This is a genomic window from Microbacterium oleivorans (assembly GCF_023715745.1).
Classification (GTDB): domain Bacteria; phylum Actinomycetota; class Actinomycetes; order Actinomycetales; family Microbacteriaceae; genus Microbacterium; species Microbacterium oleivorans_D.
This window is the reverse complement of record NZ_JAMBOV010000003.1, coordinates 513,441-539,423: the sequence shown is the minus strand read 5'-3', so window position 1 is coordinate 539,423 and position 25,983 is coordinate 513,441. Positions and strand designations below refer to the sequence as shown.

Here is a 25,983-nt window from a genome sequence, read left to right as displayed (position 1 = left end):
ACGTAGTCCCACCGACGACGCCCCCGGCCGACGGTCGGGGGCGTCGTCGCATATCGCAATCTTGTTTCGTGTTGGATTCTGTTGTAGCGTGTGGACTTGTTCGAGGAGGATCACATGTACGCAACGGAGCGCCAGCAGCAGATCGAGCAGCTGATCGCCACGGATGGCCGCGTCGCCGTGCTCGACCTCGCCGACCGCTTCGGAGTGACCACCGAGACGGTCCGTCGTGATCTCGCCGCCCTTGAGCGCGTGGGGCTCGTCCGTCGGGTCCACGGTGGGGCGGTCCATCGCGCTCGCGCCAGCACGGCCGAGGTCTCGGTGGCGGAGCGATCGGGTCAGCGCAGCGGCGCCAAGCAGGTCATCGCCCGCGCCGCCGTCGAACTCCTCGGCGCTGAGCTCGACGGTGCCGTCTACCTGGACGCGGGCACGACGACGGGAGCCATCGCACAGCTGCTCGCAACGGGACCGCACCCGGCCGGCGACCTCGAGGTCGTGACGCACTCCATGTCCGTCGCGCACATCCTCGCCGGTGCACCGGCGGTCGGACTGACCGCCATCGGCGGCCGTGTGCGCGGCTTGACCGCCGCCGCGGTGGGTGCGCAGACCGTCGAGGCGATCAGTCGACTGCGCCCGGACATCGCCTTCCTGGGGACGAACGGCCTCTCGGCCGCCTTCGGCCTCAGCACGCCGGACCCCGACGAAGCCGCAGTGAAGCGTGCGATCGTCGCCTCGGCCCGCCGCATCGTGGTGGTCGCCGACGGCGACAAGTTCGACGCCGAGCTCCTCGTCTCGTTCGCATCGCTGAGCGAGGTCGACGTGCTCCTCACCGACATCGCTCCCGCGGGCACCCTCTCGGGCGCGCTGCGTGACGCCGACGTGGAGGTGCAGGTCGCATGATCGTCACCGTCACGACCAACCCGTCCCTCGACCGCGCCGTCTCGCTCGCCGCGCCCCTGCAGCACGGCGAGGTCCAGAGCGCACTCGGCGTCCGTGAGGACGCGGGCGGCAAGGGGATCAACGTCGCGCGAGTGGTCGCCGTGGCATCCCGCCCCACCCTCGCGGTCCTTCCCCTCGACACGGCCGACCCCTTCGCGACCGCGTTGAGGGCGACCGCCGTTCCGGTCCGCACCGTGCCGCACGACGGCGCCACACGCGCCAACATCACGATCGCCGACCCCGACGGAACGACGACGAAGCTCAACCTCCCCGGGGCCGAGTTCAGCGAAGCGGATGCCGCCGCCCTCACCGCGGCGGTCGTCGCCGCATCGGAGGGCGCCTCGTGGCTCGTCCTCGCCGGATCGCTCGCGCCGGGCCTTCCCGTGGACTACTACGTGACCGTCACCGAGGCCGTCCGGTCCGCGTGGGGCACCGCCGCTCCCCGCGTCGCGGTCGACACGTCCGGACCCGCACTGGCGGCCGTCGTCGCGGCGGGACGCCCCGACCTCATCAAGCCCAACGACGAAGAACTGGTGGAGCTCGCAGGTCGCGACCTCGACGCGTCGCTCGCGCTCCCCGACGCGGTCGCGGCGATCGCTGAGGAGCTCGTGCCGGCATACGTCGGCGCAGCGCTCGTGACGCTCGGCGGCGACGGGGCGGTGCTGGTCACGCCCGACGGCGCCTGGCACGGGACGCCGCCGACGACGCGCGTGCGCAGCACCGTGGGTGCCGGCGACAGCTCGCTCGCCGGGTACCTCCTCGCCGAGACCGCCGGTGCCGCACCCGAGGAGCGGTTGCGCTCCGGCATCCGCTACGGATCGGCGGCCGCATCGCTCCCCGGCACCCAACCCCCGACCCCGAACGACCTGTCGACCGGCGACGTGCCGGTGCGACGACTCTCGACGAACAACCCGACCACTGGAGGTCACCGTGACTGAGATCATCACCGCGGAACTCGTCAGTATCGACGAGCCGCTCGGCGCCGACAAGCGCGCCGTCATCGACGCGCTCGCCCAGCGCGTCGCCGCGCAGGGGAGGGCCACCGACGGTGCCCGCCTCGCGGACGACGCGTGGGCCCGTGAGGAGAAGGACGAGACCGGTCTGCCCGGCGGGATCGCCATCCCGCACGCGAAGAGCGCCGCGGTCACCCAGGCGTCGCTCGCCTTCGCGCGGCTGAACCCCGGCGTCGACTTCGGCGCGGAGGACGGCGGGGCGGACCTCGTCTTCCTCATCGCCGCCCCTGACACGGCTGCCGAGGAGCACCTCGCCGTCCTGTCCAAGCTCGCCCGCAGCCTCATGCGCGATGACTTCACCGCGGGTCTGCGCGCCGCCCGGAGCCCCGAGGAGGTCGTGGCCATCGTCCGCGAGGCCATCTCGGACGCGCCCGCGGCGCAGGCTCCTGCGTCCCGCGCCGAGGCGCGCGCCGCCGCGCCGACGCCCGCGTCCGCCGACGAAGCCCTCCTCATCGACGGTCGCCCTGCGCGCATCGTCGCGGTGACCGCCTGCGCCACCGGCATCGCCCACACCTTCATGGCCGCCGACGCCCTGACGGCGACCGGCCAGAAGGAGGGCGTCGACCTCACCGTCGAGCCCCAGGGATCGAGCGGTTACAAGGCGATCGACCAGCGCATCATCGACGAGGCCGATGCCGTCATCTTCGCCGTCGACGTCGACGTCCGCGAGCAGGCGCGGTTCGCCGGCAAGCCGGTCGTCCGCGCCGGCGTGAAGCGCGGGATCGAGCAGCCCGCGCAGATGATCCGCGAGGCCGTCGCCGCCGCGAAGAACCCGAACGCCGCGCGCGTGTCCGGTTCGGCGACGGCGAGCACGGCGTCCGCGGCCGCACCGACCTCTCTGGGCGGGGCGATCAAGCGCTCGCTCCTCACCGGTGTCAGCTACATGATCCCGTTCGTCGCCGGCGGCGGTCTGCTGATCGCGCTGGGTTTCGCGATGGCCGGCTATGAGATCGCCAACACCGCCGACGGCCAGACGGTGAACAACGCGGTGTACACGCTGCAGAACTTCACACTCGCGAATCTGCCGCCGGAGGGGCTGCTGTACTACCTGGGAGCCGTGGCGTTCCAGATCGGTGGTCTGTCCTTCGGCTTCCTCGTGCCGGCCCTCGCGGGCTACATCGCCTACGGTCTCGCCGACCGTCCGGGCATCGCGCCCGGGTTCGTCGCGGGTGCGACGGCGGTGTTCATGGGCGCCGGCTTCATCGGCGCCATCGTCGGCGGTCTGCTCGCCGGCCTCGCGGCGTGGTGGCTGAACCGCCTGGACGTACCGCGCTGGCTGCGTGGCCTCATGCCGGTCGTCATCATCCCGCTGCTCGGGTCGATCTTCGCCTCCGGGCTCCTGCTGCTCGTGTTCGGCGGACCGATCGCCGCACTCACGGTCGCGCTGAACGGCTGGCTCGCGGGGCTCACCGGGGCCGGCGTCATCCTGCTCGGCATCATCCTCGGTCTCATGATGTGCTTCGACCTCGGTGGCCCGGTCAACAAGGTCGCGTACGGTTTCGCGACGGCGAACCTCGCGGCCGGCATCGCCGGCGACGAGCGTTACCTGCAGATCATGGCCGCGGTCATGGCGGCCGGAATGGTTCCGCCCCTCGCGATGGCACTCGCGTCGACCGTCCTCGGCCGGAAGCTCTTCACGGCTCCCGAGCGCGAGAACGGCAAGGCGGCCTGGCTGCTCGGCGCGGCGTTCATCTCGGAGGGCGCGATCCCGTTCGCCGCAGCGGATGTCTTCCGCGTCATCCCGGCGATGATGCTCGGAGGCGCGGTGACCGGCGCCCTGTCGATGGCCTTCGCGGTCACCTCCCGGGCCCCCCACGGCGGCGTGTTCGTCTTCTTCGCCATCGACAGCTTCTGGCTCTGGCTGGTCGCGATCGCCGCGGGCACCGTCGTCAGCGCCGTCGCCGTCGTTCTCCTCAAGCGCTTCGTGCGCCGCCGTCCGGTCGACGCCGATGTGCCTGCCGTGGCCGTGACGGCATAGTCTCGATACACCGACTCAAGGAGGAAGATCCACCATGGCCGAACGGACCGCAACCGTCGCGAGCAGCTCCGGACTGCACGCCCGCCCCGCCAAGCTCTTCGTGCAGGCGGTCAAGGAGACGGGCGTTCCCGTCACGATCGCCGTTCCCGGTGGCCCCGACCAGAACGCCGGCAGCATCCTGACCCTGATGGGTCTGGGCGCGACGCAGGGCACGGTCGTCACGCTCAAGGCCGAGGGAGAGGGCGCCGAGGAGGCGCTCGACAAGCTCGTCGCCTTCATCGAGACGGATCACGACGCCGAGTGAGTCTCGACCCCCACGAACGACGGATGCCGCGGAGCGAAAGCCCCGCGGCATCCGTCGTTCGTGCGTGCGATGTCAGAGGTCGGTCGATTCTCCCGGATCGAGGGTGACGAACTCGCCGCCGTTCTGCTCCGTCGCCCACTTCAGCCGGTCACGGTGCATCGCGAGACCCGCGCGGGAAAGCGTCATGTCGTGCGTGCCGAAGGCGCGGCGCGGCTTCACGGCGAGCACGTAGTCCATCGCCTCGCCGATCTTCAGCCACGGTGCGCCGATGGGCGCCGCGAGCAGACCGACCTCGATGCCCTCGGGGACGGCGTAGGAGTCGCCCGGGTAGTAGAAGTCGTCGTTCACGAGGACGCCGAGGTTGTCGATGACGGGGATCGACTCGTGGATCACGCTGTGGGTGCCGCCGAAGAAGCGGAGTCGGAAGGGACCCAGCTCCAGTTCGTCGCCGACTTCCACCGCGGTGACGTCGTAATCGGATGCCGCGGCCACGACACCCGCAGGCCCGAAGATCGGCACACCCGGCGCCTGGGAGAGGACGGCGTCGAGCTGGGCGGGGGTCCAGTGGTCCGGGTGCTCGTGCGTGAGGATCACGCCGACCAGATCGTTCAGACCGTCGAGGGGCAGGGTGAAGGAACCGGGGTCGATGAGGAGGCTCTTACCTTCGCTGTCGAGGCGGAGGCAGGCATGTTCGTGCTTCGTGACGCGCATCGTCCCAGTCAACTCACGAAGGGGCGCGTGAGGCAAGGGGGCGCCGATTTTGCACGGCTGTGAACGTCATGCATAATTGAACGGTTGCCTCCGCAGGGAGGGAACGAAAAAGTACGGCCCCATCGTATAGCGGCCTAGTACGCCGCCCTCTCACGGCGGTAACGCGGGTTCGAATCCCGCTGGGGTCACCACGGTGACGACACCCCCGACCGATACGGTCGGGGGTGTCGTCGTTTCAGCGTGCCGCGGGCTGTCCGTCCTCCAGCGGTTCTGCGCGCCGTCGTGCGCGGCGACGAGCACGACGCACGAGCTGGACGACGGCGACGACGATGCCGGCGACTGCCAGCCACGGGAGCAGGAATCCCAGGCCGACGACGATCCCGTTGAGGGTCGCGACGAGCGCACTCCATCCCGTCGAGAACCCGTCCCCGAACCCCTGCGGGTCGGCGGCGACGACCTCGCCCGGCTCGACGACCGTGACGGTCGCACTCGACAGGGCGACCTCGTCCGCGAGCGCCTCGGACTGCGCCAGGAGAGAATCGAGTTCCGCCTGACGCTGCGACAGCGCCTCCTCGGCGGTCAGCAGGTCGGCCGTGGTCGCGGCATCCGAGATGAGCCCCTCCAGCCGGTCGACCGAGGTCTGCAGCGCCGAGATGCGGGCCCGCAGATCGGTCGACTGCGCGGTGACGTCCTCGCGGGTGATCTCGGACGACGTGACCTCGCCGAGGTCGTCGAGGCCGGTGAGGAACGTGGTGAGCCCGTCGGCCGGGACACGCACGGTGACCCAGGTGCCGCCGGTGGACGACACGGCATCGGCTCCCGTCGTCTCGGCAGGCGCGGCGGCCGACACGTTCATCGACTCGACGTAGCCGCCGGATGCCTCGGCCCGGTCTCCGATCTCGGCGACGGCGGCAGCGGGATCCGTCGCCTCGAGGACCGTCGAGGCGGTGGCGACCACCTCACGACCCGCTGTGGATGCCGTGCCGCTCCCTTCCTGGTCGCCGCCGGAATCCCCGCCGAGATCGCCGCCCGATTCGGGCGCGACGGCGCCGCCGGCGCTCTGGTCGTACACGCTGACGGATTCGCCCGCTGTCGGGCCGCCGAGGGCGGGCCCGACGAAGCCTGCGACGACGATGACGGCGGCCGCCGCGCCGGTGTAGGCCCACCCGCGGCGCCGTCGCCGTTGCGAGGAAGCAGGGGATCGCGAGACCTCTTCGCGGATCTCGGCGAAGAGTGCGGCCTCGATGTCGTCCTGTCTCTCCTGCGTGAGGTCGGGGAGCTCGATCTCGTGCCGGGTCATGATCCCTCCGATCCCACGACGGTGCGCAGCCGTGTCCGCACCCGTGAGAGGCGGTTGCGGACGACCGCGTGCGAGATGCCGAGCTCCGCCGCCGCGGCCGCGTAGGCGTATCCCTCCGTGGCACAGAGACGGAAGATCTGCTGGTCTAGGGGCGAGAGGGTCCCGAGCTCCGCCAGGACGCGTTCCGCGAGATCCGTGCCGATCACCTGGTCCTCGACGTCGACGGCGGCGGGGATCGTCTCCTCGACGGCCCCGGCGGTGTGGAGCCGATCGCGGCGCTGGCGCCGCATCCGGTTCGCGCTCTGGAAGCGGCAGATGGTCACGAGCCACGGCAGCAGCGACTCGCTCACCAGCTCCAGGGCCGGCAGTCGCCGCCACGCGACCAGGAAGGTCTCCTGCATGACGTCCTCCGCATCGGCTGTGTTCCCGAGGAGGCCGTGAGCCAGCCAGTACACCGGCTTCGCGTAGGCGCGGTAGAGCTCGCGGAAGGCCTGCTGATCGCCACGCGCGGCGGCGGCCACCAGGTCCGCGTCACGCCTCGCGAGCGGGTCGGCCATGGCATCCTCGTTCGTTCTGTCGATGGGGGAGTGTCGCGTCACGGAGCATCGTCTCAGGCACCTCGAAAGGTACTCTGGGGGTCGCCCCCCGCATGAAAGGCCCTCATGGAGCTTCCCCTCTGGTTCGAGGTCGGCTCGCTGGTCGTCCTGACGCTCATCCTCGTCGCCGACCTGCTGCTGATCATCAAGCGGCCTCACGTGCCGTCGACGAAGGAATCGACGCTCTGGGTCGTCTTCTACGTCGCTCTCGCGCTCGTGTTCGCGCTCATCATGCTCGGGGTCACGAACGGCGAGTACGCGGGCCAGTTCGTCGCGGGGTGGCTCACGGAGTACAGCCTATCGATCGACAACCTGTTCGTCTTCGTCCTCATCATGAGTCAGTTCTCGGTGCCCCGAGCGGCGCAGCAGAAGGTGCTGATGGTGGGCATCATCATCGCGTTGATCCTGCGCGGCATCTTCATCCTGCTGGGCGCGGCGATCATCGAGCAGTTCAGCTGGGTCTTCTACCTCTTCGGGCTCTTCTTGATCTACACGGCCTGGAAGCAGGCCTTCTCGAGCGAGGACGACGACGAGGAGGAGAAGAAGGAGAGCTTCATCGTCCGGGCGCTGCGTCGACGCATGTCGATCAGCGAGGAGTACGACGGCGCGAAGGTGCGCACCGTCATCGACGGCAAGAAGGTCTTCACCCCCATGGTGATCGTCTTCGCCGCGCTGGGCATGACCGACCTGCTCTTCGCGATCGACTCCATCCCGGCCATCTTCGGCATCACCCAGAGCGCGTTCATCGTCTTCACGGCGAACATCTTCGCCCTCATGGGCCTGCGTCAGCTCTACTTCCTCCTGGGTGGTCTGCTCGACCGCCTCAAGTACCTGCACTTCGGCATCGCCTTCATCCTCGCCTTCATCGGCGTGAAGCTCGTCCTGCACGCGATGCACGAGAACGAGCTGCCCTTCATCAACGGCGGCGAGCACATCGAGTGGGCGCCGGAGATCTCCACCTGGGTCTCGCTCGGGGTGATCGTCGCCTCGATGGTCGTCGCGACCGTCGCGAGCCTCATCGCCGCGCGCCGCGAAGGGTTGCGGGAGCCGATTCCGGCGACGGGGCCCACCCCGGTCCACCATGCGGAGGATGTCGCCGACGAGCAGGGCACGCCCTCGACGGTCGACCCCCGCCCGTCCGAGAAGGACTGACGCGCCGCCTCAGAACGGGCGGAGATTCGCCCGGAGGGTGGGTTCATACTCCCGTCGCAGGATGCCCCGACGACGCAGGATCGGGACGAGCTCGTCGAGCGTGCGGTGCACCGTGACGGGATGGAGGTCGCCCCACAGAAGCACGCCGTCGTTGCCCCAGGAGCCGTACTCGTCGATGCGGTCGGCGAGTTCCTCGGCGGTCCCGACCCAGCCGGAGCCGTCGTGCAGACGACCCTTCCTCGCGTGCGCGGAGAGGATCCGCCGCAGCGGCGCATCCTCCTCGTGATCGCCGACGAGGCGGCGGATGCTGCCGTGCGAGACGTGCTCGCCGAGGATCCCCCGATCCAGCGGTCGGTCGAGATCGAGGCCCGTGAGGTCCGTCTCGAGGTCGCTGGACTGGCGCTCGGCGATCCAGCGGAGGGTCGCCTCGTCGGGGTCGAGCGACGCCGCCACGATCCGGTCCGCTTCCTCCGCGGAGGACACGACGACGGGTTGGATCGCGAAGAGGATCGTGATGTCCTCGGGCCGACGGCCCGCCGCGGTCGCGGCCTCGTGGATGCGGCGCCGGTAGCCGCGGACGGACTCCTCCGTCATCGGGGCGAGTGCGAGCTGCACGTCCGAGTTGGCGCCCGCGAAGCCGAGGCCGCGGGGCGAACCGCCGGGCGAGACGATGACGGGTTCGCCGTCCGTGAACGGGATCGCATTGAGCGGACCATCGAAGGCGAAGTAGTCGCCGCGGTGGACCGTCGGGCGGAGCTTCGTCCCGTCGGCATAGCGACCCGCCGCGGCATCGGCGATGAGCGCGCCCTCGGGCCAGCTGCGCCAGAGATCGCGCACCGCGGTCATCCATTCCTCCGCGCGGTCGTACGCCGCGTCGTGCCCGAGCTGGGCCGCGGTGGAGAAGTGACGTGCGCTGCCGGTGTCGGTGACGACGTTCAGCCCGAGCCGATGGCCGCTGAGATGCTGCAGCGTCGCGAACTGCCGGGCGGCGGTGTAGGGCAGGGTCGCGGCGGGGTTCACCGTCGGGACGATGCCGATGCGCTCGGTGGCGGCGAAGAGGTACGGCGCCAGCAGGAGGGGATCGAGCTTCGGGCCGCCGAACGCCTGCCGCACGCGCAGATCGATGGTCTCGGCGGATCCGAGCGAAGGGGCGTCCTCGATGATGAGCAGATCGAATCCGGCCTGCTCGAGCGTGCGGACGGCGTCCTGGTACAGCGCCGGCGATGTCCAGTCGTAGTCCCAATCGAGGTACGGGTGGCCCCACCCGTGCGGCCCGAAACCGCGCGCGAGGAACCATCCGAAGTGCTGCGGTCGGCTCATGCGACCACCGCCACGTCCGCGGTCAGAGCGGATGCCGCGGCCGTGAGCCCGCGCGCGAGATCCGCGAGCAGGTCGTCGACGTCCTCGATGCCGATCGACAACCGGAGGGTGCCGGGGTGGACGCCCAGGGTCGCACGCTCGGCGGGGGAGCGCCGGGCATGGCTGGTCGTACCCGGGTGCAGGACCAAGGACCGTACGTCGCCGAGGTGGGTCATGTGGGTGATGACCGACACCTCCTCGACGAAGGAGCGGGCAGCGGGGAGTCCGCCCCGCAGCGTCACGGTGAAGACCGAGCCGTACCCGCCGCGGAGGTAGGACCGGGCGAGGTCGTGGGTGGGGTGCGACGCCAGACCGACGTAGTCGACCGACTCCACCTCGGGGTGTTCTGCGAGCCACCGGGCGACGGCGAGCGCGTTCTCGGACTGCCGTTGCACACGCAGGCTGAGCGTCTCGACGCCCTGGCCGATGAGGAACGCGGTGAGCGGCGACGGCGTGGGACCGAAGCGGGGTGCGACGCTCTCTCGCAGGTGCGCGATGCGGGCGCGTCCGCCATGGCGATCCCAGGCGCTCGGCGTGACCGCGGAGCCCTCGACGAGGTGCGGGAAGAGGTGGCCGGAGCGGGACGCGTCGAATCGCCCGTCGTCGATGATGACACCGCCGAGGACGGCGCCCTGCCCGGCGAGGAACTTGCTCGCGGAGTGGACGACGATCGCGGCGCCGTGCTCGAGAGGACGGAGCAGGTAGGGCGTCGCGAACGTGTTGTCGACGATGAGGGGGATCCCGACCTCCTCGCCGACCGCGGCGACGGAGGCGACGTCCAGCACGTCGTTGCGGGCGTTCGCGATCGATTCGCCGAGCAGCACACGGGTCTCGGGCCTGATCGCGCGACGCCAGGCATCCGGGTCGCGGATGTCGTCGACGAAGGTCGTCTCGACACCGAGCCGGGCGAGGTTGTCGACGAGGAGCCCCCGCGTCCCCTCGTAGATGTGCGTGGAACTGACGATGTGCGAACCGGCGGTGACGAGTCCGAGCAGCGCCACCGCGAGCGCCGCCTGTCCGGACGCGAGCAGAACGGCCTCTGCGCCGCCCTCCAGCGACGCGAGCTTGCGTTCGACGGCGTCGACCGTCGGGTTGCCCGTACGGGTGTAGCCGAAGCCGTCGCCCGCCCCGAAGTGAGCGGCGGCCTCGTCGAACGAGTCGAAGGTGAACCCCGCCGTGAGATGGATCGGCACGGCGCGCGGGGTGGCCGCCGCGGCATCCGTCCCCACGTGGACCTGTCGCGTCGTGAACCCCTCGGCGGTTCGCTCCGTCATCGTCGTCTCCTGTCCCTCAGGCCACACAGCGTGCCACGTCGCGGGCGGCGGGCGGAGTCCGTGAGACGTGGTGTTACGCGCCGGGCGCGCCTCGCCCCGGCGGACCCGGTGGTAGTCTGACGCGGTGCGGACCGCTCGACTCCTTATCGGCCGCGACGAGACCTCGCTCTGAGCCCTCTCTCGTCGCGGAGGCTGTCGCGGGCGCCATCCGACATCAGGAGACACCATGAGCACGATTCCCGACCGTCCCCGGACCCTCGCCGAGAAGGTGTGGGACGACCACCTCGTCGTGAAGGGTGAGGACGGCAGCCCCGACCTCATCTACATCGACCTCCACCTGGTCCATGAGGTGACGAGTCCGCAGGCGTTCGACGGCCTCCGCGCCGAGGGCCGCCCCGTGCGCCGCCTCGACCTCACGATCGCGACGGAGGACCACAACACCCCGACGCTCGAGATCGACAAGCCGATCGCCGACCTGACGAGCCGTACGCAGATCGAGACTCTGCGACGCAACGCCGCGGAGTTCGGTGTGCGGCTGCACTCGCTGGGGGACAAGGAGCAGGGCATCGTCCACGTCGTCGGCCCGCAGCTCGGTCTGACCATGCCCGGCATCACGGTCGTCTGCGGCGACTCGCACACCTCGACGCACGGTGCGTTCGGCGCCATGGCGTTCGGCATCGGGACGAGCGAGGTCGAGCACGTCCTGGCCACCCAGACCCTGCCGCTGAAGCCGTTCAAGACGATGGCCATCACCGTCGAGGGGACGCTCAAGCCCGGCGTGAGCGCGAAGGACATCATCCTCGCGATCATCGCGAAGATCGGCGCGAACGGCGGGCAGGGCTACGTGCTCGAGTTCCGCGGCTCCGCCATCCGTTCCCTCTCGATGGAGGGCCGGATGACGATGTGCAACATGTCCATCGAGGCGGGCGCCCGGGCGGGCATGATCGCCCCGGACGAGACCACTTTCGCCTACGTCAAGGACAAGCCGCACGCTCCCCGGGGCGCGGACTGGGACGAGGCGGTCGCCTACTGGCGCACGCTCCCCTCCGACGAGGGTGCCGTGTACGACGCCGAGGTCTTCCTCGACGCCGACGAACTCGAGCCCTTCGTGACCTGGGGCACCAACCCCGGTCAGGGGGTCAACCTGAACGGCGTCGTCCCCGACCCCGCCGAGATGAGCGACCCGAACGAGCGCGCCGCGGCCGAGCGGGCACTCGAGTACATGGACCTGGCTCCTGGCACCGCCCTGAAGGACGTGGCGGTGGATGCCGTCTTCATGGGCTCCTGCACGAACAGCCGCATCGAGGATCTGCGGCAGTTCGCCTCAATCGTGCGCGGACGCACCAAAGCGGAGGGGGTGCGCGTCATGGTGGTCCCCGGATCGGCACGCGTCCGCCTGGAAGCCGAGGCGGAGGGGCTCGACAAGGTGTTCACCGACTTCGGGGCGGAATGGCGCTTCGCCGGCTGCTCGATGTGTCTCGGGATGAATCCCGATCAGCTCGCTCCCGGTGAGCGGTGCGCCTCGACCAGCAACCGCAACTTCGAGGGTCGCCAGGGCAAGGGCGGTCGCACGCACCTCGTCTCGCCTCAGGTCGCCGCCGCGACCGCCGTGCTCGGCCGGCTCGCCAGCCCGAGCGATCTCGACGCACTGGCTCTGACGGAGGTCTGACATGGAGAAGTTCACCCGCCACACCGGCGTCGGCGTGCCGCTGAAGCGTTCCGCCGTCGACACCGACCAGATCATTCCGGCCGTCTACCTCAAGCGCGTCACGAAGACGGGCTTCGACGACGCCCTGTTCGCCAACTGGCGGCAGGACCCCTCCTTCATCCTCAACCAGGACGCCTACCGCGAGGGTTCCGTTCTCGTCGCGGGTCCCGACTTCGGCACCGGGTCGAGTCGTGAGCACGCCGTGTGGGCGCTGCGCGACTACGGCTTCCGCGTCGTCCTCAGCACGAAGTTCGCCGACATCTTCCGCGGAAACGCCGGCAAGCAGGGACTGGTCACGGGAGTGGTGACGGAGGAGGTCCTCGAGGCGATCTGGGCGGCACTGGAGGCCGAGCCCGGGCGCGAGGTGACCGTCGACCTCGAGACACGCTCGGTGCAGGTCGGCGACGTCCAGGCCCCCTTCGACATCGACGATTACACTAGGTGGCGGCTTCTCGAGGGGCTCGACGACATCGGGCTCACCCTGCGCAACGAAGACAAGATCGCGCAGTTCGAGGCGCGCCGCGAGGCGTGGCGGCCGCGGACGATCCCCGTCCGCTGATCGGCCTGCGCCCCGCACAACGGGGCCGCTCACGCTTCCTCCCCACCACAGACGAGGTCCCACCCATGAAGACACTTCTCAGCGACTCCGCGTCCTTCCCGGTCGGCGGCAGCGCCGGTCAGACGCTCCGGATCCGCGGCGGTCGTCCGCTGCGCGGTCGGGTCGAGGTGAAGGGGGCGAAGAACCTCGCCACGAAGGCGATGGTGGCCGCTCTCCTGGGTGAGACCGCGAGCATCCTGCGGGACGTGCCCGACATCAGCGACGTCCACGTGGTCCGCTCGCTCCTCGAGGTCCACGGCGTCCGCGTCGAGGACCTCGAGGACGGCGTCCTCCGCCTCGACCCGAGCGGCGCCGTCTCGGCCCACATGGAGGAGATCGACGCGCACGCGGGGGCCTCCCGCATCCCGATCCTCTTCTGCGGTCCGCTCCTGCACCTGCTCGGTCAGGCGTTCATCCCGGACCTGGGCGGATGCCGCATCGGCGACCGCCCGATCGACTTCCACCTCGACGCCCTGCGCTCGTTCGGAGCCATCGTCGACAAGCTGCCCAGCGGCATCCGCCTCTCCGCTCCCGGAGGCCTGCACGGCGCCAACATCGAGCTGCCCTACCCGAGCGTCGGTGCGACGGAGCAGGTGCTCCTGACCGCAGTCCGCGCCAAGGGCACCACCGAGCTGCGCAACGCGGCCATCGAGCCCGAGATCATGGACCTGATCGCGGTGCTGCAGAAGATGGGCGCGATCATCTCCTACGAGCCCAACCGGGTGATCTTCATCGAGGGTGTCGAGTCGCTCCGGGGCTACGACCACCGCGCGATCTTCGACCGTAACGAGGCCGCATCCTGGGCCGCGGCAGCCCTCGCCACCGACGGCGACATCTTCGTCGGCGGCGCCAAGCAGCAGGAGATGCTCACCTTCCTCAACGTCTTCCGCAAGGTCGGCGGCGACTTCGACATCGCCGAGGACGGCATCCGCTTCCGTCGCGGCGGCCCGCTGAAGCCCGTCATGGTCGAGACCGACGTCCACCCCGGCTTCATGACCGACTGGCAGCAGCCCCTCATCGTCGCGCTGACGCAGGCCGAAGGCGAGTCCGTCGTCCACGAGACGGTGTACGAGAACCGTCTCGGCTTCACCCGCGCGCTCGTCCAGATGGGCGCGGACATCGTCGTGCACCCCGACGGCATCGCGAGCTCGGATCGCCGCGTGCCGCGGCGTGCCCTCGAGCAGGCGGCCGTCATCAACGGGCCGACGCCGCTCCACGGAGCCGACGTCGTCGTCCCGGACCTCCGGGGCGGCTACTCCTACGTGATCGCCGCCCTCGCCGCCGAGGGCGAGTCGACGGTGCGCAACATCGGGATCATCCGGCGCGGCTACGAGAAGTTCCTCGAGAAGCTGACCGATCTCGGCGCCGACTTCGACGTCACGGAGTGACGGCGGTGGCTCCCCGTCGCCGCGCGTCCCCGGAGAAGACCCGACCGAGTGTCTTCTGGCCGGCGGCGATGGTCGTCGTGCCGGCGACCGGCTGGTTCGCGAAGATCGAGATCGAGGGCGGCGAGCACCTTCCCCGGGAGGGCTCGTACGTTCTCGCCCCGAACCACTACAGCGAATTCGACCCCGTGATCATCGCCGTCGCGACATGGCGGCTGGGACGCGCGCCGCGCTTCATGGCCAAGGAGAGCCTGTTCCGGGTGCCCGTCCTCGGCTGGCTGCTGCGGGCGACCGGCATGGTCCCCGTCGCGCGGGCATCCACGTCCGCCGCGGCGAAGCAGACCCTCGCGCAGTCGAACGCGCTCGTTGCGGCGCAGCGCGGTGTCATCGTGTACCCGGAGGGATCGCTCACCCGCGACCCGGACATGTGGCCGATGCGCGGCAAGACGGGCGCCGTCCGCCTCGCCCTGGCCGCCCCCGAGCCGCTCCCGGTGATCCCCGTGGCGACGTGGGGCGTGCAGGAGATCCTGCCGCGATACGGGCGACTGCGCCTGTGGCCCCCGCGCCGCCGTGTGCGGGTGCTCCTGGGCCCTCCCGTCGACCTGTCCGCCTACACCGACACGACGCCCGCGACCCTGACGGCGGCGACGGATGCCGTCATGCGCGACATCTCGATCCTGCTGGGACGGCTGCGCGGCGTCGAGCCTCCGGCGCAGCGGTGGAATCCGGCTCAGCACGGGCAGAGGGAGACGGGTCGCCTTGACTCCTAGGGAAGCGTCGCGTCGCGAGTCCCCGGCTCCCCGTGTCGCAGTCCTCGGCTCCGGCAGTTGGGGGACGACCTTCGGCAAGGTGCTCGCGGACGGCGGCGCCGACGTCGTCATGTGGGCGCGCCGAGCGGAGCTCGCGCACGAGATCCGCGAAGGCAAGCGCAACTCGCAGTACCTGCCGGGGATCAACCTCCCGCGCGGGCTGTCCGCGACGCACCACCTGGCGGAGGCCCTCGACGGAGCCACACAGGTCTACATCGCCATCTCCAGCCAGGCGCTGCGCCAGAATCTGAAGGCCGTCCGGCCCCTCGTGGACGGGAGCGACGTCCCGATCGTCTCGCTGATGAAGGGCGTCGAGAAGAAGTCCGGGCTCCGTATGAGCCAGGTCCTCGAGCAGGAGCTGGGCTGCGAACCCGCGCGTATCGCCGTGGCATCCGGCCCCAACCTCGCGCTCGAGATCGCGCGCGAGCAGCCGACAGCGGCGGTCATCTCGTCGTCGAGCCAGGAGACGGCCGAGGCCGTCGCCCGCATCTCGCGCAACCGGTATTTCCGGACCTTCGTCAACACCGACGTGATCGGCACGGAGTTCGGGGGTGTGCTGAAGAACCTCATCGCGGTGGCCATCGGCATCGTCGACGGCGTCGGCTACGGCGAGAACACGAAGGCGTCGATCATCACGCGAGGGCTCGTCGAGATGACGGACTTCGCCGTCGCGCAGGGCGCCCAGCCCGAGACCCTGCAGGGTCTGGCGGGGCTCGGCGACCTGATCGCGACGTGCCAATCCCCGCTGAGCCGCAACAACACAGCAGGACGGCTCCTGGGTCAGGGCTACAGCTTCACCGAAGTCGTGAAGCAGATGGACCAGACCGCGGAGGGACTGGCCTCGGTCGCGCCCGTCCTTCAGCTGGCCCGCGAGGCCGGCGTGCACATGCCCATCGTCGAGCAGGTCAAGATGGTCCTCGACGGCGCGATGAATCCGCGCGACATCGCACCGCATCTCACGACGGATGACGATGAGCCCACCGAGGAGAGGACTCAGAATGGTTCAGGCGGCAGTGGTTCTGCTCTTCGGCGGGCGTTCCAGCGAACACTCGATCAGTTCCGCCACAGCGGGCGGCGTCCTTCGCGCGATTGACCGCGACCGCTACCGGGTCATCCCGGTCGGCATCACCCGCGAGGGCGCGTACGTGCTCGAGGACGACGATCCCGACAAGTTCGCACTGAACGCCGACCGCCTCCCCGAGGTCGTCGACAACGGCACCCGGGTCATCTGGCCGGAGTCCACCGTGGAGCGGGGACTGTCCGTGCGCCACCCCGACGGCACGGTGGAGTCGCTGGGCGACATCGATGTGGTCTTCCCGATCCTCCACGGTCGGTTCGGCGAGGACGGCACGGTGCAGGGCTTCCTCGAGCTCCTCGACCTCCCGTACGTCGGCGCGGGGCTTCTCATGTCCGCGATCGGGATGGACAAGCACACCACCAAGAGCATCCTGCAGGCCGCCGGTGTCCCCGTCGTGCCGTGGGTCACGGTGACGCGCGCGGGACTCGATCGCGACGGAGACCTGTGGCGGCGCCGCATCCGCGGTCTCGGCCTGCCCGTCTTCGTGAAGCCGGCGCGGGCGGGCTCGAGTGTCGGGGTGTCGAAGGTGTCGGAGTGGGACGAGCTGGACGCCGCCCTCGACACCGCCTTCGCCGAGGACTCGAGCGTGCTCGTGGAGCAGGCGGTCGTCGGCCGCGAGGTCGAGTGCGGCGTGCTGCAGGGGCGCGACGGAGCGGACCCGCGGGTGAGCGTGGCGGGGGAGATCGTCGTCAGCGGGCGCGACTTCTACGATTTCGAGGCGAAGTACCTGGGCGCGCCGGGCATCGACCTCGTCTGCCCGGCGGAGCTGCACGACGGCGAGCTGCGGGAGATGCAGCGGATCGCGGCCCGCGCGTTCGAGGCCGTGGGCGGTCAGGGGCTGTCCCGGGTCGACTTCTTCTACACGGGGACCGAGTTCTTCGTGAACGAGGTCAACACGATGCCCGGATTCACGCCGATCTCGATGTTCCCCACTTGCTGGATCCAGAGCGGTCTCAGCTACCCGGAGCTCATCACCGAGCTCATCGAACTGGCGCGCTGACGCCGATCACGGGACGACGTCGGATGCCGCGACGCACTGCCCGGTGACGTCGAAACGCTGGGTGATGAGGCGGCTGACCGCGCTCACCGGACCGCTCGAGCTCACCTCGTCGTAATCGACGATCAACTGGACGACCGGCTCCCGTCCGTAGGTCGTGATCCGGTACAGCGGCGCGCGGGAGTCGTCGACCACCCAGTCCACACCGTCCACGGTGACGCAGGGGAGCTCGGAGGGGCCGAGCGGTGGCACACCGCACGCGAACTGCACCGTCGTCGGGTCCCCCCATGCGGCCGTCGACTGCGCGTCCGTCCAGCGCCGGTGCCGATCGCCGAGATCGTCGGGCAGCCGCACCATGACCTCCGCGCAGCGCGGATCGTCGGCGTTCGGGGCAGCGTCGACGGCGACCGTCGACGAGCATCCCGCCAGCGCTGCGACACCGGCGATCAGCAGGGTGAGCGCGACGATCGATCGGGTCCGAGCCATCCCTCCAGGCTACCGTGGAGCCATGGGTGAGCTCCGTGTGCGCGACGTCTCCGAGGGCGAGCTGCTGAGCCGCATCCTGGGCATCCTGCGTCCCCTCTCTCGGGCCGAGGTCGGACCCGGTGACGATGCGGCGGTGCTCGCGGCCCCGGGCGGTCGCATCGTCGCCACGACGGACACCCTCGTCCACGGCCCGGATTTCCGCCTCGCCTGGACCTCCCCGCACGACCTCGGCTTCAAAGCCGCCGCGGTCAACCTCGCGGACGTCGCGGCGATGGGCGCCCGTCCCACGGCGCTGCTTGTCGCGCTCGCCCTGCCGGACGCGCTCCCGGCATCCTTCGTCGACGAGCTGGCCGCCGGATTCCGCGACGCGCTGGAGCAGTTGGCGCCCGGGTGCGCGGTCGAGGGCGGCGACCTCACCGTCTCCGACACCCTCACGGTCGCCGTCACCGCCATCGGGGTGCTGGACGGTGTCGCGCCCGTCCTGCGATCGGGGGCGCGCCCGGGTGATGCGGTCGCGGTCGCGGGAGAGCTCGGCGCGGCCTCCCGAGGGCTGCGGCTGCTCTTCACGCGATTCCGTGGCCCTGACGGGACGCCGGCGCCCGTCGATGCGGACGGGCTGACCGATGCCGAGCGACGGGACCTCGCCGCTCAGTTGCGTCCACGGCCTCCCGTCGCCCTGGGTGCCGTCGCCGCGCGGGCAGGGGCGACGGCGATGATGGACGTCTCGGACGGGCTGCTCCTGGACGCGACGCGTCTCGCGGACGCGTCCCGGGTGACTCTGGCGCTCGACGCGGCCCTCGACGACGACGCGCTCTCGGGCGGCGAGGACCACGCCCTGCTGGCCTGCTTCCCGGCGGGTCGCGTGCCCGAGGGGTTCGCAGTGATCGGTCGCGTCCTCCAGCGTCAGGACGCTCCCGTCCTCGTCCGGGGCGCCCCGCCGGCGGGCCGCGGCGGCTGGGACCCCTACGCGGACTGGGATTCCGCCAAAGGCTGATCCGGTGCGGAGGGCGCGAGCCACCAGAGGGTGGTGTCCCCGTACTTCTTCGAGCGGTCGAGGACGAGGTGCTCCGGGAGGAGGGGCGCGCCGGAGCGTGTCGCGCGCTCGACGATCACCGTCGCGGTGGCGGCCAGCCGCGGGACGAGCAGCCCGAGGGTCGTCGACAGCTCGGCATCCGTCATGTCGTACGGCGGATCGACGAAGACGAGGTCGAATCCCTGTCCGCCGCTGCGCAGGAAGGCGTCCGCGGCGGCGCGGTGGACGGTGACCCTGCGCCCGGGAAGGCTGCGCGCGACGGCTCGCACGTTGCGGTCGATGACGGATGCCGCGCGCGGCGCCCGCTCGACGAGGTCGGCCGAGGCCGCCCCGCGGCTGACCGCCTCGAGCCCGAGCGCGCCGGATCCCGCGTACAGGTCGAGGACCGCCGCACCCGTGAGGATCCCCGCGGCCTCGAGCGCGCCGAACAGCGATTCGCGGACCCGCTCGCTCGTCGGCCGGGTGCCGGCGCTCGGCACCGCCAGCGGCAGCGAGCCGGCGTCTCCCGCGATGATCCTCGTCACCCCGCCACGATAGCGGCGTCCGCGACCGCTCCTAGACTCGAGGCATGCCGTCGTACACCCTCGCCACACCTCTTCCCGAGGCGGTCGGCGACGCTCTGGCGAAGGGGCTGCGGCGGGCCTTCCAGATGACGACGGTCGGCGACCTGCTCGGTCACTACCCGCGCCGCTACGCGAGCCGTGGTCAGCTGACACCCATCGCCGAGCTCCCGGTGGGGGAACTGGTGACGATCGTCGCCGAAGTGCTGTCCGCGACGACCCGCCCGATGCGCGGCCGCCGCGGCGAGCTCGTCGAAGTGCTCATCGGCGACGGCAACGGCACCATGTCCCTCACGTTCTTCGGTCAGGCGTGGCGTGTGAAGGATCTGCGAACGGGTCGGCAGGGCATCTTCTCCGGCAAGGTGGGGGAGTACCGCGGCCAGAAGCAGCTGACCCATCCGGACTACGAGCTTTTCGACGATGAGGGGACCGCGCGCTTGAGCGCGGAGGCGTGGCACAACGTCCCCATCCCGATCTACCCCGCGACGAGCACGTTCTCGAGCTGGCAGGTCAAGCGCTGTGTCGACCAGGTGCTGACCGGTCTCGGCGAGGTGCCCGAACCTCTCCCCGACGGATTCCGCACCGCGCAGGGGCTCCTCGATGCGCGGACGGCTCTCGTCCGCATGCACGCACCCGAGACCTTCGACCAGGTGGGGCCTGCGCGCGAGACGCTGCGCATGCACGAGGCGTTCGTGCTGCAAGCAGCCCTCCTCCAACAGCGGCAGTTCGTGCGGATGATGTCGGCCACCGCACGCCCCGCGGGCGAGCTCCTCACGCGCTTCGACGCCGCGCTGCCGTTCGAGCGCACCCCCGATCAGCTGACGGTGGGCGAGCGCATCGCCGCAGACCTCGTCGGTCCGTGGCCGATGAACCGGCTCGTCCAGGGCGAAGTCGGCTCCGGCAAGACGCTCGTGGCGCTCCGCGCCATGCTGCAGGTGGCGCAGTCCGGTGGGCAGTCGGCGCTCATCGCTCCCACCGAGGTGCTGGCCGGTCAGCATGTCCGCTCCATCGCTCGCATGCTCGGACGGGACCTCGCGCCGGAGCTGATGCCGACCCTCCTCACCGGGCAGCAGCCGGCCGCAGAACGTCGGCGGGCGGCGCTGCGCGTCGCGTCGGGGCAGGCGCGCATCGTCGTCGGAACGCATGCCCTGCTCAGCGAGTCGACGACGTTCGCAGACCTGGGTCTCGTCGTCGTGGACGAGCAGCACCGTTTCGGTGTCGATCAGCGCGAGACGCTGCGCGCGAAGGGAAGTTCGCCGCACGTCCTCGTGCTCACGGCTACCCCCATCCCGCGCACGGTCGCGATGACCGTCTTCGGCGATCTCGACGTCTCGACCATCCGGACGATGCCCGGAGGGCGAGCGGGGATCTCCACCTATGTCGCCCCGGTGGGGGAGAAGCCGGCGTGGTTCGCGCGGGTCTGGGAACGGGTCGCCGAAGAGGTGCGGCTCGGCAGGCAGGCCTTCGTCGTGTGTCCCGCGATCGACGCCGCGACCGACACCGACGAGGACGACGCTGCGGAGGATGCCGAACCCGGCCGGACGCGCTGGGGCGTCGTGCAGGCAGCGGCGCTGCTCGAGGGACACCCCGACTACCGCGACATCCGCGTCGAGATCCTCCACGGCAAGATGCCGGGGGAGGAGAAGGACGCCGTCATGCAGGCCTTCGCCCGCGGGGACATCGACGTCCTCGTGGCGACCACGGTGGTGGAGGTGGGCGTCGACGTGCCGAACGCGTCGACCATGGTCATCCTCGAGGCGGACCGCTTCGGGGTGTCGCAGCTGCACCAGCTGCGCGGGCGTGTCGGGCGCGGATCGGTCCCGGGGCTGTGCCTGCTCGTCACCGAAGCCGACCCGTACACGCCGGCGCGGGCACGGGTCGAGGCGGTCGCCACCACCACCGACGGATTCGAGCTCGCCGAGGTCGATCTCGACCTCCGCGGTGAGGGCGACGTCCTGGGCGACGCGCAGTCCGGTGTCCGATCGTCGTTGCGTCTGCTGCGGGTGGTGGCCGACGCGGACCTGATCGCCACGGCGCGCGCCGAGGCGGAGCGCCTCCTCGCCGAGGATCCGAGCCTCGACCGGCATCCGGGCCTCGCTGCAGCCATCTCCGGTCGCGTCAGCCAACGGGAGCGCGCCGCCCTCGCGAAGAACTGACGCCGTGCGGGCCTGAAGCATCGTTAGGCTCGGGTGCTATGAACAACCGGATCGCGGTCGTGCCCGGCTCCTTTGACCCCCCGACGCTCGGTCATCTCGACGTGATCCGGCGCGCAGCATCCCTCTACGACCAGTTGCACGTCCTCGTCGTCCACAATCCGGGCAAGGAGGCGATGCTGCCGATCGCGCAGCGGCTGAGCCTGCTCGAGCAGTCCATCGCCGAGAGCGGCATCGAGGGCGACGTGGTCGTCGCGGCGTGGAGCGTGGGGCTGTTGGTGGATTACGCGACCGACGTGGGTGCGGGCGTCCTCGTCAAGGGGATCCGCTCGCAGGTGGACGTCGCCTACGAGACGCCCATGGCGATCGTGAACCGCCACCTCGCTCATGTGGAGACGGTGTTCCTGCTCCCCGATCCCGCGCACGCGCTGGTGTCGAGCTCACTCGTGCGCCAGGTGGCATCGCTGGGCGGAGACGTGTCGCCGTTCGTCCCCGGTCCGGTCGCGCGGTTCCTCGACACGGGAGCACAGCGGGGCTGACGCGGCCCGAAGGAGTCCACGCACGCGTACGATGGACGACCGTGGTCAGAAAGCGTGTGAGCGGTCCGTTCGTCCTTCCCGTGCGTGACATCGTCCGTGCGCCGGGCGAGATGCGTGAGTTCGAGATCCGCGTCCCTGCACCGGAGAAGTGGGGCGAGGGGTTGGCCTGGGTCGACGCCGGCGAAGACGTCGATGTCGACGTGCGTCTGGAATCGGTGCACGAGGGCATCCTGGTCACCGCCGAGATCTCCACCACCTACGACGGCCAGTGCAGCCGGTGCCTCGTCGACCTGACACACCCCCTCCAAGTCGAGTTTCAGGAGCTCTTCGGGTACTCTGGGGACGAAGCGACTGACTTCGAGGTTCAAGACGACCACGTGGATCTTGAAACTCCTGTCAGGGATGCGATCGTCCTGTCGCTTCCGTTCCAGCCGGTGTGTCAGCCGGATTGCCCCGGACTCGATCCGTCCACGGGCGAGAGGCTGACCGGAACACCGGTCCCGGAGACCCAGATCGACCCGCGCTGGAATGCGCTGGCCGCCTTGTCGGCCCGAACCCCAGACCACGACGACGAGGCGCCGCGCCCCGCCGCCGACGACACAGAGAAGAGCTGACCATGGCAGGTAACCCCCCGAAGCGGAAGGTCTCCCGCTCCAACACCCGTTCGCGCCGCGCGCAGTGGAAGGCCGAGGCCCCCACGCTCGTCAAGACCATCGAGAACGGCAAGGTCGTCTACAGCCGTCCCCACCAGGCGAAGGTCGTCACCGACTCGCAGGGCACGGAGCTGTTCCTCGAGTACAAGGGCCGCAAGGTCGCCGACATCTGATCGTCGCGTCGTGACAGACGCAGCAACCGATCACTCGGTGCTCACACACAAGCTCGGGGTCGACATCGACCCCGAGCTTGTGTCGCTTGCGCTGACCCATCGTTCGTACGCCTATGAGCACGGGGGTATCGCGCACAACGAGCGGCTCGAGTTCCTGGGGGATTCGATCCTCGGGATGGCGGTCACGGTGCACCTGTACCGGACGCACCCCGAGCTCGACGAAGGTTCCCTCGCCAAGCGCCGCGCGAGTGTCGTCTCCACCGTCGCCCTCGCCGAAGTCGCCCGCGGCATGGGCTTGGGCGCCCATCTGCGACTGGGGCGCGGCGAGGACCAGACCGGTGGGCGCGACAAGGACTCGATCCTGGCCGACACCACTGAGGCGTTGATCGGCGCCGCCTACCTGTCAGCCGGTATCGAGGAGGCGACCGCACTCGTCCTGCGGCTCGTGTCCCCGCTGATGGACGACCCCGAGCGCTACGGCGCGGCGATGGACCCGAAAACGAGCCTCCAGGAGCTGGCCGCGCGCCTGGGTCACGCGGCGCCGACGTACAGCGTGGAAGCGGCGGGTCCCGATCACCACCGCGTCTTCACCGCCACGGTCACCGTCGGCGACGTCGCCCGGATGGGCAGTGGGTCGAGCAAGAAGCAGGCCGAGATGGCTGCCGCACTGTCGGTCTGGCGCGAACTGTCCGCGCGGGTATAGACCTCCGTGCCCGAACTCCCCGAAGTCGAGGTCGTCCGCGCCGGCCTCGTCCCCGCTCTCGCCGGCGCTCGGCTGGATGCGGTGACCGTGCTCGACGCGCGGTCCCTCACTCGTCACGTCGGGGATTCCCGCGACTTCGAGACGCGCCTCGCCGGACGACGAGTCGACGCCGTCGTGCGTCGCGGCAAGTTCCTCTGGATGCCCCTCGCCGAGGCGGATGCCGCTCCGCCGGAGGCGATCGTCGGTCACCTCGGTATGAGCGGACAGATGCTGCTGCGCGAGCCGGGGACTCCGACGTTGCGTCACGAGCGCATCCGCTTCGAGGTGCGGCATCCGATCCACGGCGAGATCCTGATGGTCTTCGTGGATCAGCGAACCTTCGGCTCTCTCGCTATCGACCGGCTGCTACCGACCGGCGACGGCGCCGCCGCGGGCCGCGGAAGTGACGCCGCTCTCGTCCCGAGTCAGGTGGCGCACATCGCGAGGGATCCCCTCGATCCCGCCTTCGACGACCGTGCGTTCCGGGCAGCGCTCGGCCGCACCCGTTCCGCGATCAAGCGCGCACTCCTCGATCAGACGGTCGTGAGCGGTATCGGCAACATCTACGCCGACGAGGCGCTGTGGGCGGCGCGCCTGCACCCGGACCGACCGGCGAACGAGCTGTCGACGCGCGCCGTCGGCCGCCTGCTCGGCGAGGTCCGGGCCGTGCTGGACCGGGCCCTCGCCGAGGGCGGTACGAGTTTCGATGCGCAGTACGTCAACGTCAACGGACAGGCGGGCTACTTCTCCCATTCCTTGAACGCGTACGGTCGGACGGGACAGCCCTGCCCGCGATGCGGCACCCCGATCGTGCGGGTCAGCTTCACGAACCGGTCCAGCCACTACTGCCCTCGGTGCCAACGGCGCGCTTAGTCCACGACCTTCTTCCACGCACCGATGTAGGCCGCCGGTACGAAGCCGATCGTCTCGTTGATGCTCAGCATCGGACGGTTCTCCTCCGCGTTCCAGGTGACGATGCGGGAGGACTGCGGCATGAGCTCACGCCACCGCAGGATTCCGGCGCACTTCACCAACTGCCCGAGGCGATGGCCTCGGTGCTCGCGGAGGACCAGCGTGTCCATCTGCTGGGTCGCCGCCGCCGGATCCACACCGGAGCACAGCTCGTTGAAGGCGACGACCGTGCCGGTCGCCTCGTGGACGGCGACCGTGACCAGCACGGTCTGTCCGCCCGCCACGAAGCGGGCGTCGTGGCGGGCGAGTCGCTCGACATCCCACGTCTCCTCGTCGATCTCGAGCCCGGCTGCCGGTGCATCCGTCGACATACGCGACTTGGCCCACGCGAAGCTCTCGCGATACGCCTCGGGGGTGGGCAGCATCCATTGCTCCACGCGATACCCGTCGGCGTGGGACTCGGCGTCGGCAAGGAGGGCTCGCACGGTCGCGAGCGCCGGTTCGATCTCGAGCACGCTCTTGCGGTCGACCTGCTCGAGGGTGTGACCGTGGCGCCGGAAGTAGCGCGCCGGACGGTCGAGCGGGATCTCGCCGAACCCGGTCGGCGCGGCGAGCCGCTCCGACGGCGACCCGGGAACCGGCTCGGGATGCTCGGCCCACGCCTGCAGGATCGAGCGCCCCGCGTCGCGGGCGGTCTCCTCGACGACGGCGTGGAGAGCGCTGCCGATGCCCCTGCCCTGCACCCGCTCGAGGAGTTCGACGGTCCAGTAGGCGACCTGCGACCCCTCCTCGGCGGGGAGGTCGACGATCACCCGTCCGACGACCTCGTCTGCGACGAGCACGATCCAACTGCGCTTGTCGTTGTCGGGGTCCGGCTGGAAGTGGGGGAGGAGCTGAGCAGGAGTGACTGCTTCGTCGTCGTTCGCGCTGATCTCACGGTAGATCTCGTTGCGCACCTCGACCATGGCGATGAAGTCGGCGGCCTCGGGCGCGTCGACGGAGGTCGGAACGGTGAGCGGCCGGAGATCGAAGGGGGCTGCGGTGGTCATGATGGTCTCTTTCAGGCTGGGGCCGGGGGCCGCGAGCGGGTCGCGGCCCCCGGATATGTCATCGGCGCGGAGCGAGGAGCGCGCGGCGGCGTTCCCACTCCGCCTCGCGCGCCTCGCGTGCGAGACGCTGAGCGCGACGGGCGTGGATGGCTTCGCGGTCCGGACCGGGACGCGTACTCCAGATGAGGAGAGCCACGGCCAGTCGGAGCGCGATCCGGTCGATGATCGTCTGACGGACGGGCAGGTCCGTCGAGGTGGGATGCTGCAGCGCGGCGAGGACCGCCGAGGTGCGCTGCGGCGCGGTGGATGTGGACATGAGATATCTCATTTCGATGGGAGGGATGGGTGCCGCAGGGCGCGGCGGAGGATCGTGCCGCAGCACGAGGAGACGCAGAGAAGGACGGGGCAGCGAGGCCCGGCATCCGAAGGGGACGGACGGAGTCCGCCCTCAGGGCGTGGAGGCGTTCACCGTCCGGGGACGGGAT

General features: G+C 70.3%; 27 protein-coding genes and 1 tRNA gene. 19 read left to right on the top strand and 9 right to left on the bottom strand.

Annotated elements, in window-relative coordinates; all coding sequences use genetic code 11:
• The first annotated feature begins 114 nt into the window (after positions 1-114).
• Genes M3190_RS10600 through M3190_RS10585 form a run of 4 tightly spaced genes read left to right on the top strand, consistent with a single transcriptional unit; the run spans position 115 to position 4,231 of the window.
• The gene (locus M3190_RS10600) at positions 115-897 is read left to right on the top strand and encodes a DeoR/GlpR family DNA-binding transcription regulator (protein ID WP_251581138.1); all 783 of its coding nucleotides are present in this window, start codon (positions 115-117) and stop codon (positions 895-897) included.
• The gene (locus M3190_RS10595; protein ID WP_251581136.1) at positions 894-1,874 is read left to right on the top strand and encodes a 1-phosphofructokinase family hexose kinase; all 981 of its coding nucleotides are present in this window, start codon (positions 894-896) and stop codon (positions 1,872-1,874) included. Before M3190_RS10600 ends, M3190_RS10595 begins: the two co-directional genes overlap by 4 nt.
• Entirely contained in the window at positions 1,867-3,927 is a 2,061-nt protein-coding gene (locus M3190_RS10590) for a PTS fructose transporter subunit IIABC (RefSeq protein WP_251581133.1), read from the top strand. Before M3190_RS10595 ends, M3190_RS10590 begins: the two co-directional genes overlap by 8 nt.
• 34 nt (positions 3,928-3,961) lie before the next feature.
• Positions 3,962-4,231 carry an HPr family phosphocarrier protein gene (locus M3190_RS10585; protein ID WP_064001929.1) on the top strand — a complete coding sequence of 90 codons (270 nt, stop codon included), beginning with the start codon at positions 3,962-3,964 and terminating at the stop codon, positions 4,229-4,231.
• 72 nt (positions 4,232-4,303) lie between these two features.
• Here the strand turns inward: M3190_RS10585 and M3190_RS10580 are convergent, their stop codons facing one another.
• Positions 4,304-4,942 (bottom strand): MBL fold metallo-hydrolase, encoded by a 639-nt coding sequence (locus M3190_RS10580; protein WP_251581131.1) that lies wholly within the window; start codon positions 4,940-4,942, stop codon positions 4,304-4,306.
• A 115-nt stretch (positions 4,943-5,057) separates the two neighbouring features.
• Between M3190_RS10580 and M3190_RS10575 the strand changes: the two genes are divergently transcribed.
• Positions 5,058-5,133 (top strand) — tRNA-Glu (locus M3190_RS10575).
• A gap of 44 nt (positions 5,134-5,177) precedes the next feature.
• Here M3190_RS10575 and M3190_RS10570 read toward each other — a convergent pair.
• Positions 5,178-6,242 carry a DUF4349 domain-containing protein gene (locus tag M3190_RS10570; protein WP_251581129.1) on the bottom strand — a complete coding sequence of 355 codons (1,065 nt, stop codon included), beginning with the start codon at positions 6,240-6,242 and terminating at the stop codon, positions 5,178-5,180.
• The gene (locus M3190_RS10565; protein ID WP_251581266.1) at positions 6,239-6,799 is read right to left on the bottom strand and encodes an RNA polymerase sigma factor; all 561 of its coding nucleotides are present in this window, start codon (positions 6,797-6,799) and stop codon (positions 6,239-6,241) included. The genes M3190_RS10570 and M3190_RS10565 overlap by 4 nt, the downstream gene beginning before the upstream one ends.
• A gap of 105 nt (positions 6,800-6,904) precedes the next feature.
• Between M3190_RS10565 and M3190_RS10560 the strand changes: the two genes are divergently transcribed.
• On the top strand, positions 6,905-7,990 hold the full coding sequence (locus M3190_RS10560) for a TerC family protein (protein WP_251581127.1): 1,086 nt from the start codon (positions 6,905-6,907) through the stop codon (positions 7,988-7,990).
• A gap of 9 nt (positions 7,991-7,999) precedes the next feature.
• Here the strand turns inward: M3190_RS10560 and M3190_RS10555 are convergent, their stop codons facing one another.
• A complete protein-coding gene (locus M3190_RS10555) occupies positions 8,000-9,310 on the bottom strand; it encodes an LLM class flavin-dependent oxidoreductase (RefSeq protein ID WP_251581125.1) in 1,311 nt (436 codons plus the stop codon).
• Complete coding sequence (locus tag M3190_RS10550; protein ID WP_251581123.1) at positions 9,307-10,623, bottom strand: O-acetylhomoserine aminocarboxypropyltransferase/cysteine synthase family protein; 1,317 nt, start codon at positions 10,621-10,623, stop codon at positions 9,307-9,309. Before M3190_RS10550 ends, M3190_RS10555 begins: the two co-directional genes overlap by 4 nt.
• Before the next feature lie 226 nt (positions 10,624-10,849).
• On the opposite strand from M3190_RS10550, the gene leuC reads away from it, so the two are divergent.
• The 6 genes from leuC (at position 10,850) to M3190_RS10520 (ending at position 17,201) form a co-directional block, all read left to right on the top strand.
• The gene (gene leuC / locus M3190_RS10545) at positions 10,850-12,292 is read left to right on the top strand and encodes a 3-isopropylmalate dehydratase large subunit (protein ID WP_251581121.1); all 1,443 of its coding nucleotides are present in this window, start codon (positions 10,850-10,852) and stop codon (positions 12,290-12,292) included.
• 1 nt (position 12,293) lies between these two features.
• A complete protein-coding gene (gene leuD / locus M3190_RS10540) occupies positions 12,294-12,890 on the top strand; it encodes a 3-isopropylmalate dehydratase small subunit (RefSeq protein ID WP_251581119.1) in 597 nt (198 codons plus the stop codon).
• Between the two features lie 65 nt (positions 12,891-12,955).
• Positions 12,956-14,317 carry a UDP-N-acetylglucosamine 1-carboxyvinyltransferase gene (gene murA, locus M3190_RS10535; protein ID WP_251581117.1) on the top strand — a complete coding sequence of 454 codons (1,362 nt, stop codon included), beginning with the start codon at positions 12,956-12,958 and terminating at the stop codon, positions 14,315-14,317.
• Complete coding sequence (locus M3190_RS10530; RefSeq protein ID WP_251581115.1) at positions 14,314-15,084, top strand: lysophospholipid acyltransferase family protein; 771 nt, start codon at positions 14,314-14,316, stop codon at positions 15,082-15,084. Before murA ends, M3190_RS10530 begins: the two co-directional genes overlap by 4 nt.
• Positions 15,074-16,216 carry an NAD(P)H-dependent glycerol-3-phosphate dehydrogenase gene (locus tag M3190_RS10525; protein WP_251581113.1) on the top strand — a complete coding sequence of 381 codons (1,143 nt, stop codon included), beginning with the start codon at positions 15,074-15,076 and terminating at the stop codon, positions 16,214-16,216. The genes M3190_RS10530 and M3190_RS10525 overlap by 11 nt, the downstream gene beginning before the upstream one ends.
• On the top strand, positions 16,122-17,201 hold the full coding sequence (locus M3190_RS10520) for a D-alanine--D-alanine ligase family protein (RefSeq protein ID WP_251581111.1): 1,080 nt from the start codon (positions 16,122-16,124) through the stop codon (positions 17,199-17,201). The genes M3190_RS10525 and M3190_RS10520 overlap by 95 nt, the downstream gene beginning before the upstream one ends.
• Positions 17,202-17,207: 6 nt before the next feature.
• On the opposite strand, the gene M3190_RS10515 is transcribed toward M3190_RS10520, so the two are convergent.
• Complete coding sequence (locus M3190_RS10515; RefSeq protein WP_251581109.1) at positions 17,208-17,684, bottom strand: DUF3515 family protein; 477 nt, start codon at positions 17,682-17,684, stop codon at positions 17,208-17,210.
• Positions 17,685-17,706: 22 nt separating this feature from the next.
• Here M3190_RS10515 and thiL point away from each other — a divergent pair, with 22 nt between their 5' ends.
• Positions 17,707-18,678 (top strand): thiamine-phosphate kinase, encoded by a 972-nt coding sequence (gene thiL / locus M3190_RS10510; protein ID WP_251581107.1) that lies wholly within the window; start codon positions 17,707-17,709, stop codon positions 18,676-18,678.
• Here thiL and rsmD read toward each other — a convergent pair.
• The gene (gene rsmD / locus M3190_RS10505) at positions 18,648-19,241 is read right to left on the bottom strand and encodes a 16S rRNA (guanine(966)-N(2))-methyltransferase RsmD (RefSeq protein ID WP_251581105.1); all 594 of its coding nucleotides are present in this window, start codon (positions 19,239-19,241) and stop codon (positions 18,648-18,650) included. The genes thiL and rsmD overlap by 31 nt on opposite strands.
• Before the next feature lie 44 nt (positions 19,242-19,285).
• On the opposite strand from rsmD, the gene M3190_RS10500 reads away from it, so the two are divergent.
• From M3190_RS10500 to mutM, 6 genes are read left to right on the top strand one after another with little or no spacing between them, the layout of a single operon-like run.
• Complete coding sequence (locus M3190_RS10500; protein ID WP_251581103.1) at positions 19,286-21,433, top strand: ATP-dependent DNA helicase RecG; 2,148 nt, start codon at positions 19,286-19,288, stop codon at positions 21,431-21,433.
• A gap of 38 nt (positions 21,434-21,471) precedes the next feature.
• Positions 21,472-21,969: a pantetheine-phosphate adenylyltransferase gene (gene coaD / locus M3190_RS10495; RefSeq protein ID WP_251581101.1), complete on the top strand. Its 498-nt coding sequence runs from the start codon at positions 21,472-21,474 to the stop codon at positions 21,967-21,969.
• A gap of 56 nt (positions 21,970-22,025) precedes the next feature.
• Positions 22,026-22,583, top strand: a complete 558-nt coding sequence (locus tag M3190_RS10490) for a YceD family protein (RefSeq protein ID WP_251581264.1) — start codon at positions 22,026-22,028, stop codon at positions 22,581-22,583.
• A 2-nt stretch (positions 22,584-22,585) separates the two neighbouring features.
• Positions 22,586-22,795 carry a 50S ribosomal protein L32 gene (gene rpmF, locus M3190_RS10485; RefSeq protein WP_018188062.1) on the top strand — a complete coding sequence of 70 codons (210 nt, stop codon included), beginning with the start codon at positions 22,586-22,588 and terminating at the stop codon, positions 22,793-22,795.
• A 10-nt stretch (positions 22,796-22,805) separates the two neighbouring features.
• Entirely contained in the window at positions 22,806-23,498 is a 693-nt protein-coding gene (rnc, locus tag M3190_RS10480) for a ribonuclease III (RefSeq protein WP_251581099.1), read from the top strand.
• 6 nt (positions 23,499-23,504) lie between these two features.
• Positions 23,505-24,410, top strand: coding sequence for a bifunctional DNA-formamidopyrimidine glycosylase/DNA-(apurinic or apyrimidinic site) lyase (gene mutM / locus M3190_RS10475; protein ID WP_251581097.1), 906 nt, complete (start codon positions 23,505-23,507; stop codon positions 24,408-24,410).
• Here mutM and M3190_RS10470 read toward each other — a convergent pair.
• Positions 24,407-25,498 (bottom strand): GNAT family N-acetyltransferase, encoded by a 1,092-nt coding sequence (locus M3190_RS10470; protein ID WP_251581095.1) that lies wholly within the window; start codon positions 25,496-25,498, stop codon positions 24,407-24,409. The genes mutM and M3190_RS10470 overlap by 4 nt on opposite strands.
• Positions 25,499-25,556: 58 nt before the next feature.
• Positions 25,557-25,814: a hypothetical protein gene (locus tag M3190_RS10465; RefSeq protein WP_251581093.1), complete on the bottom strand. Its 258-nt coding sequence runs from the start codon at positions 25,812-25,814 to the stop codon at positions 25,557-25,559.
• Positions 25,815-25,983 lie beyond the last annotated feature (169 nt).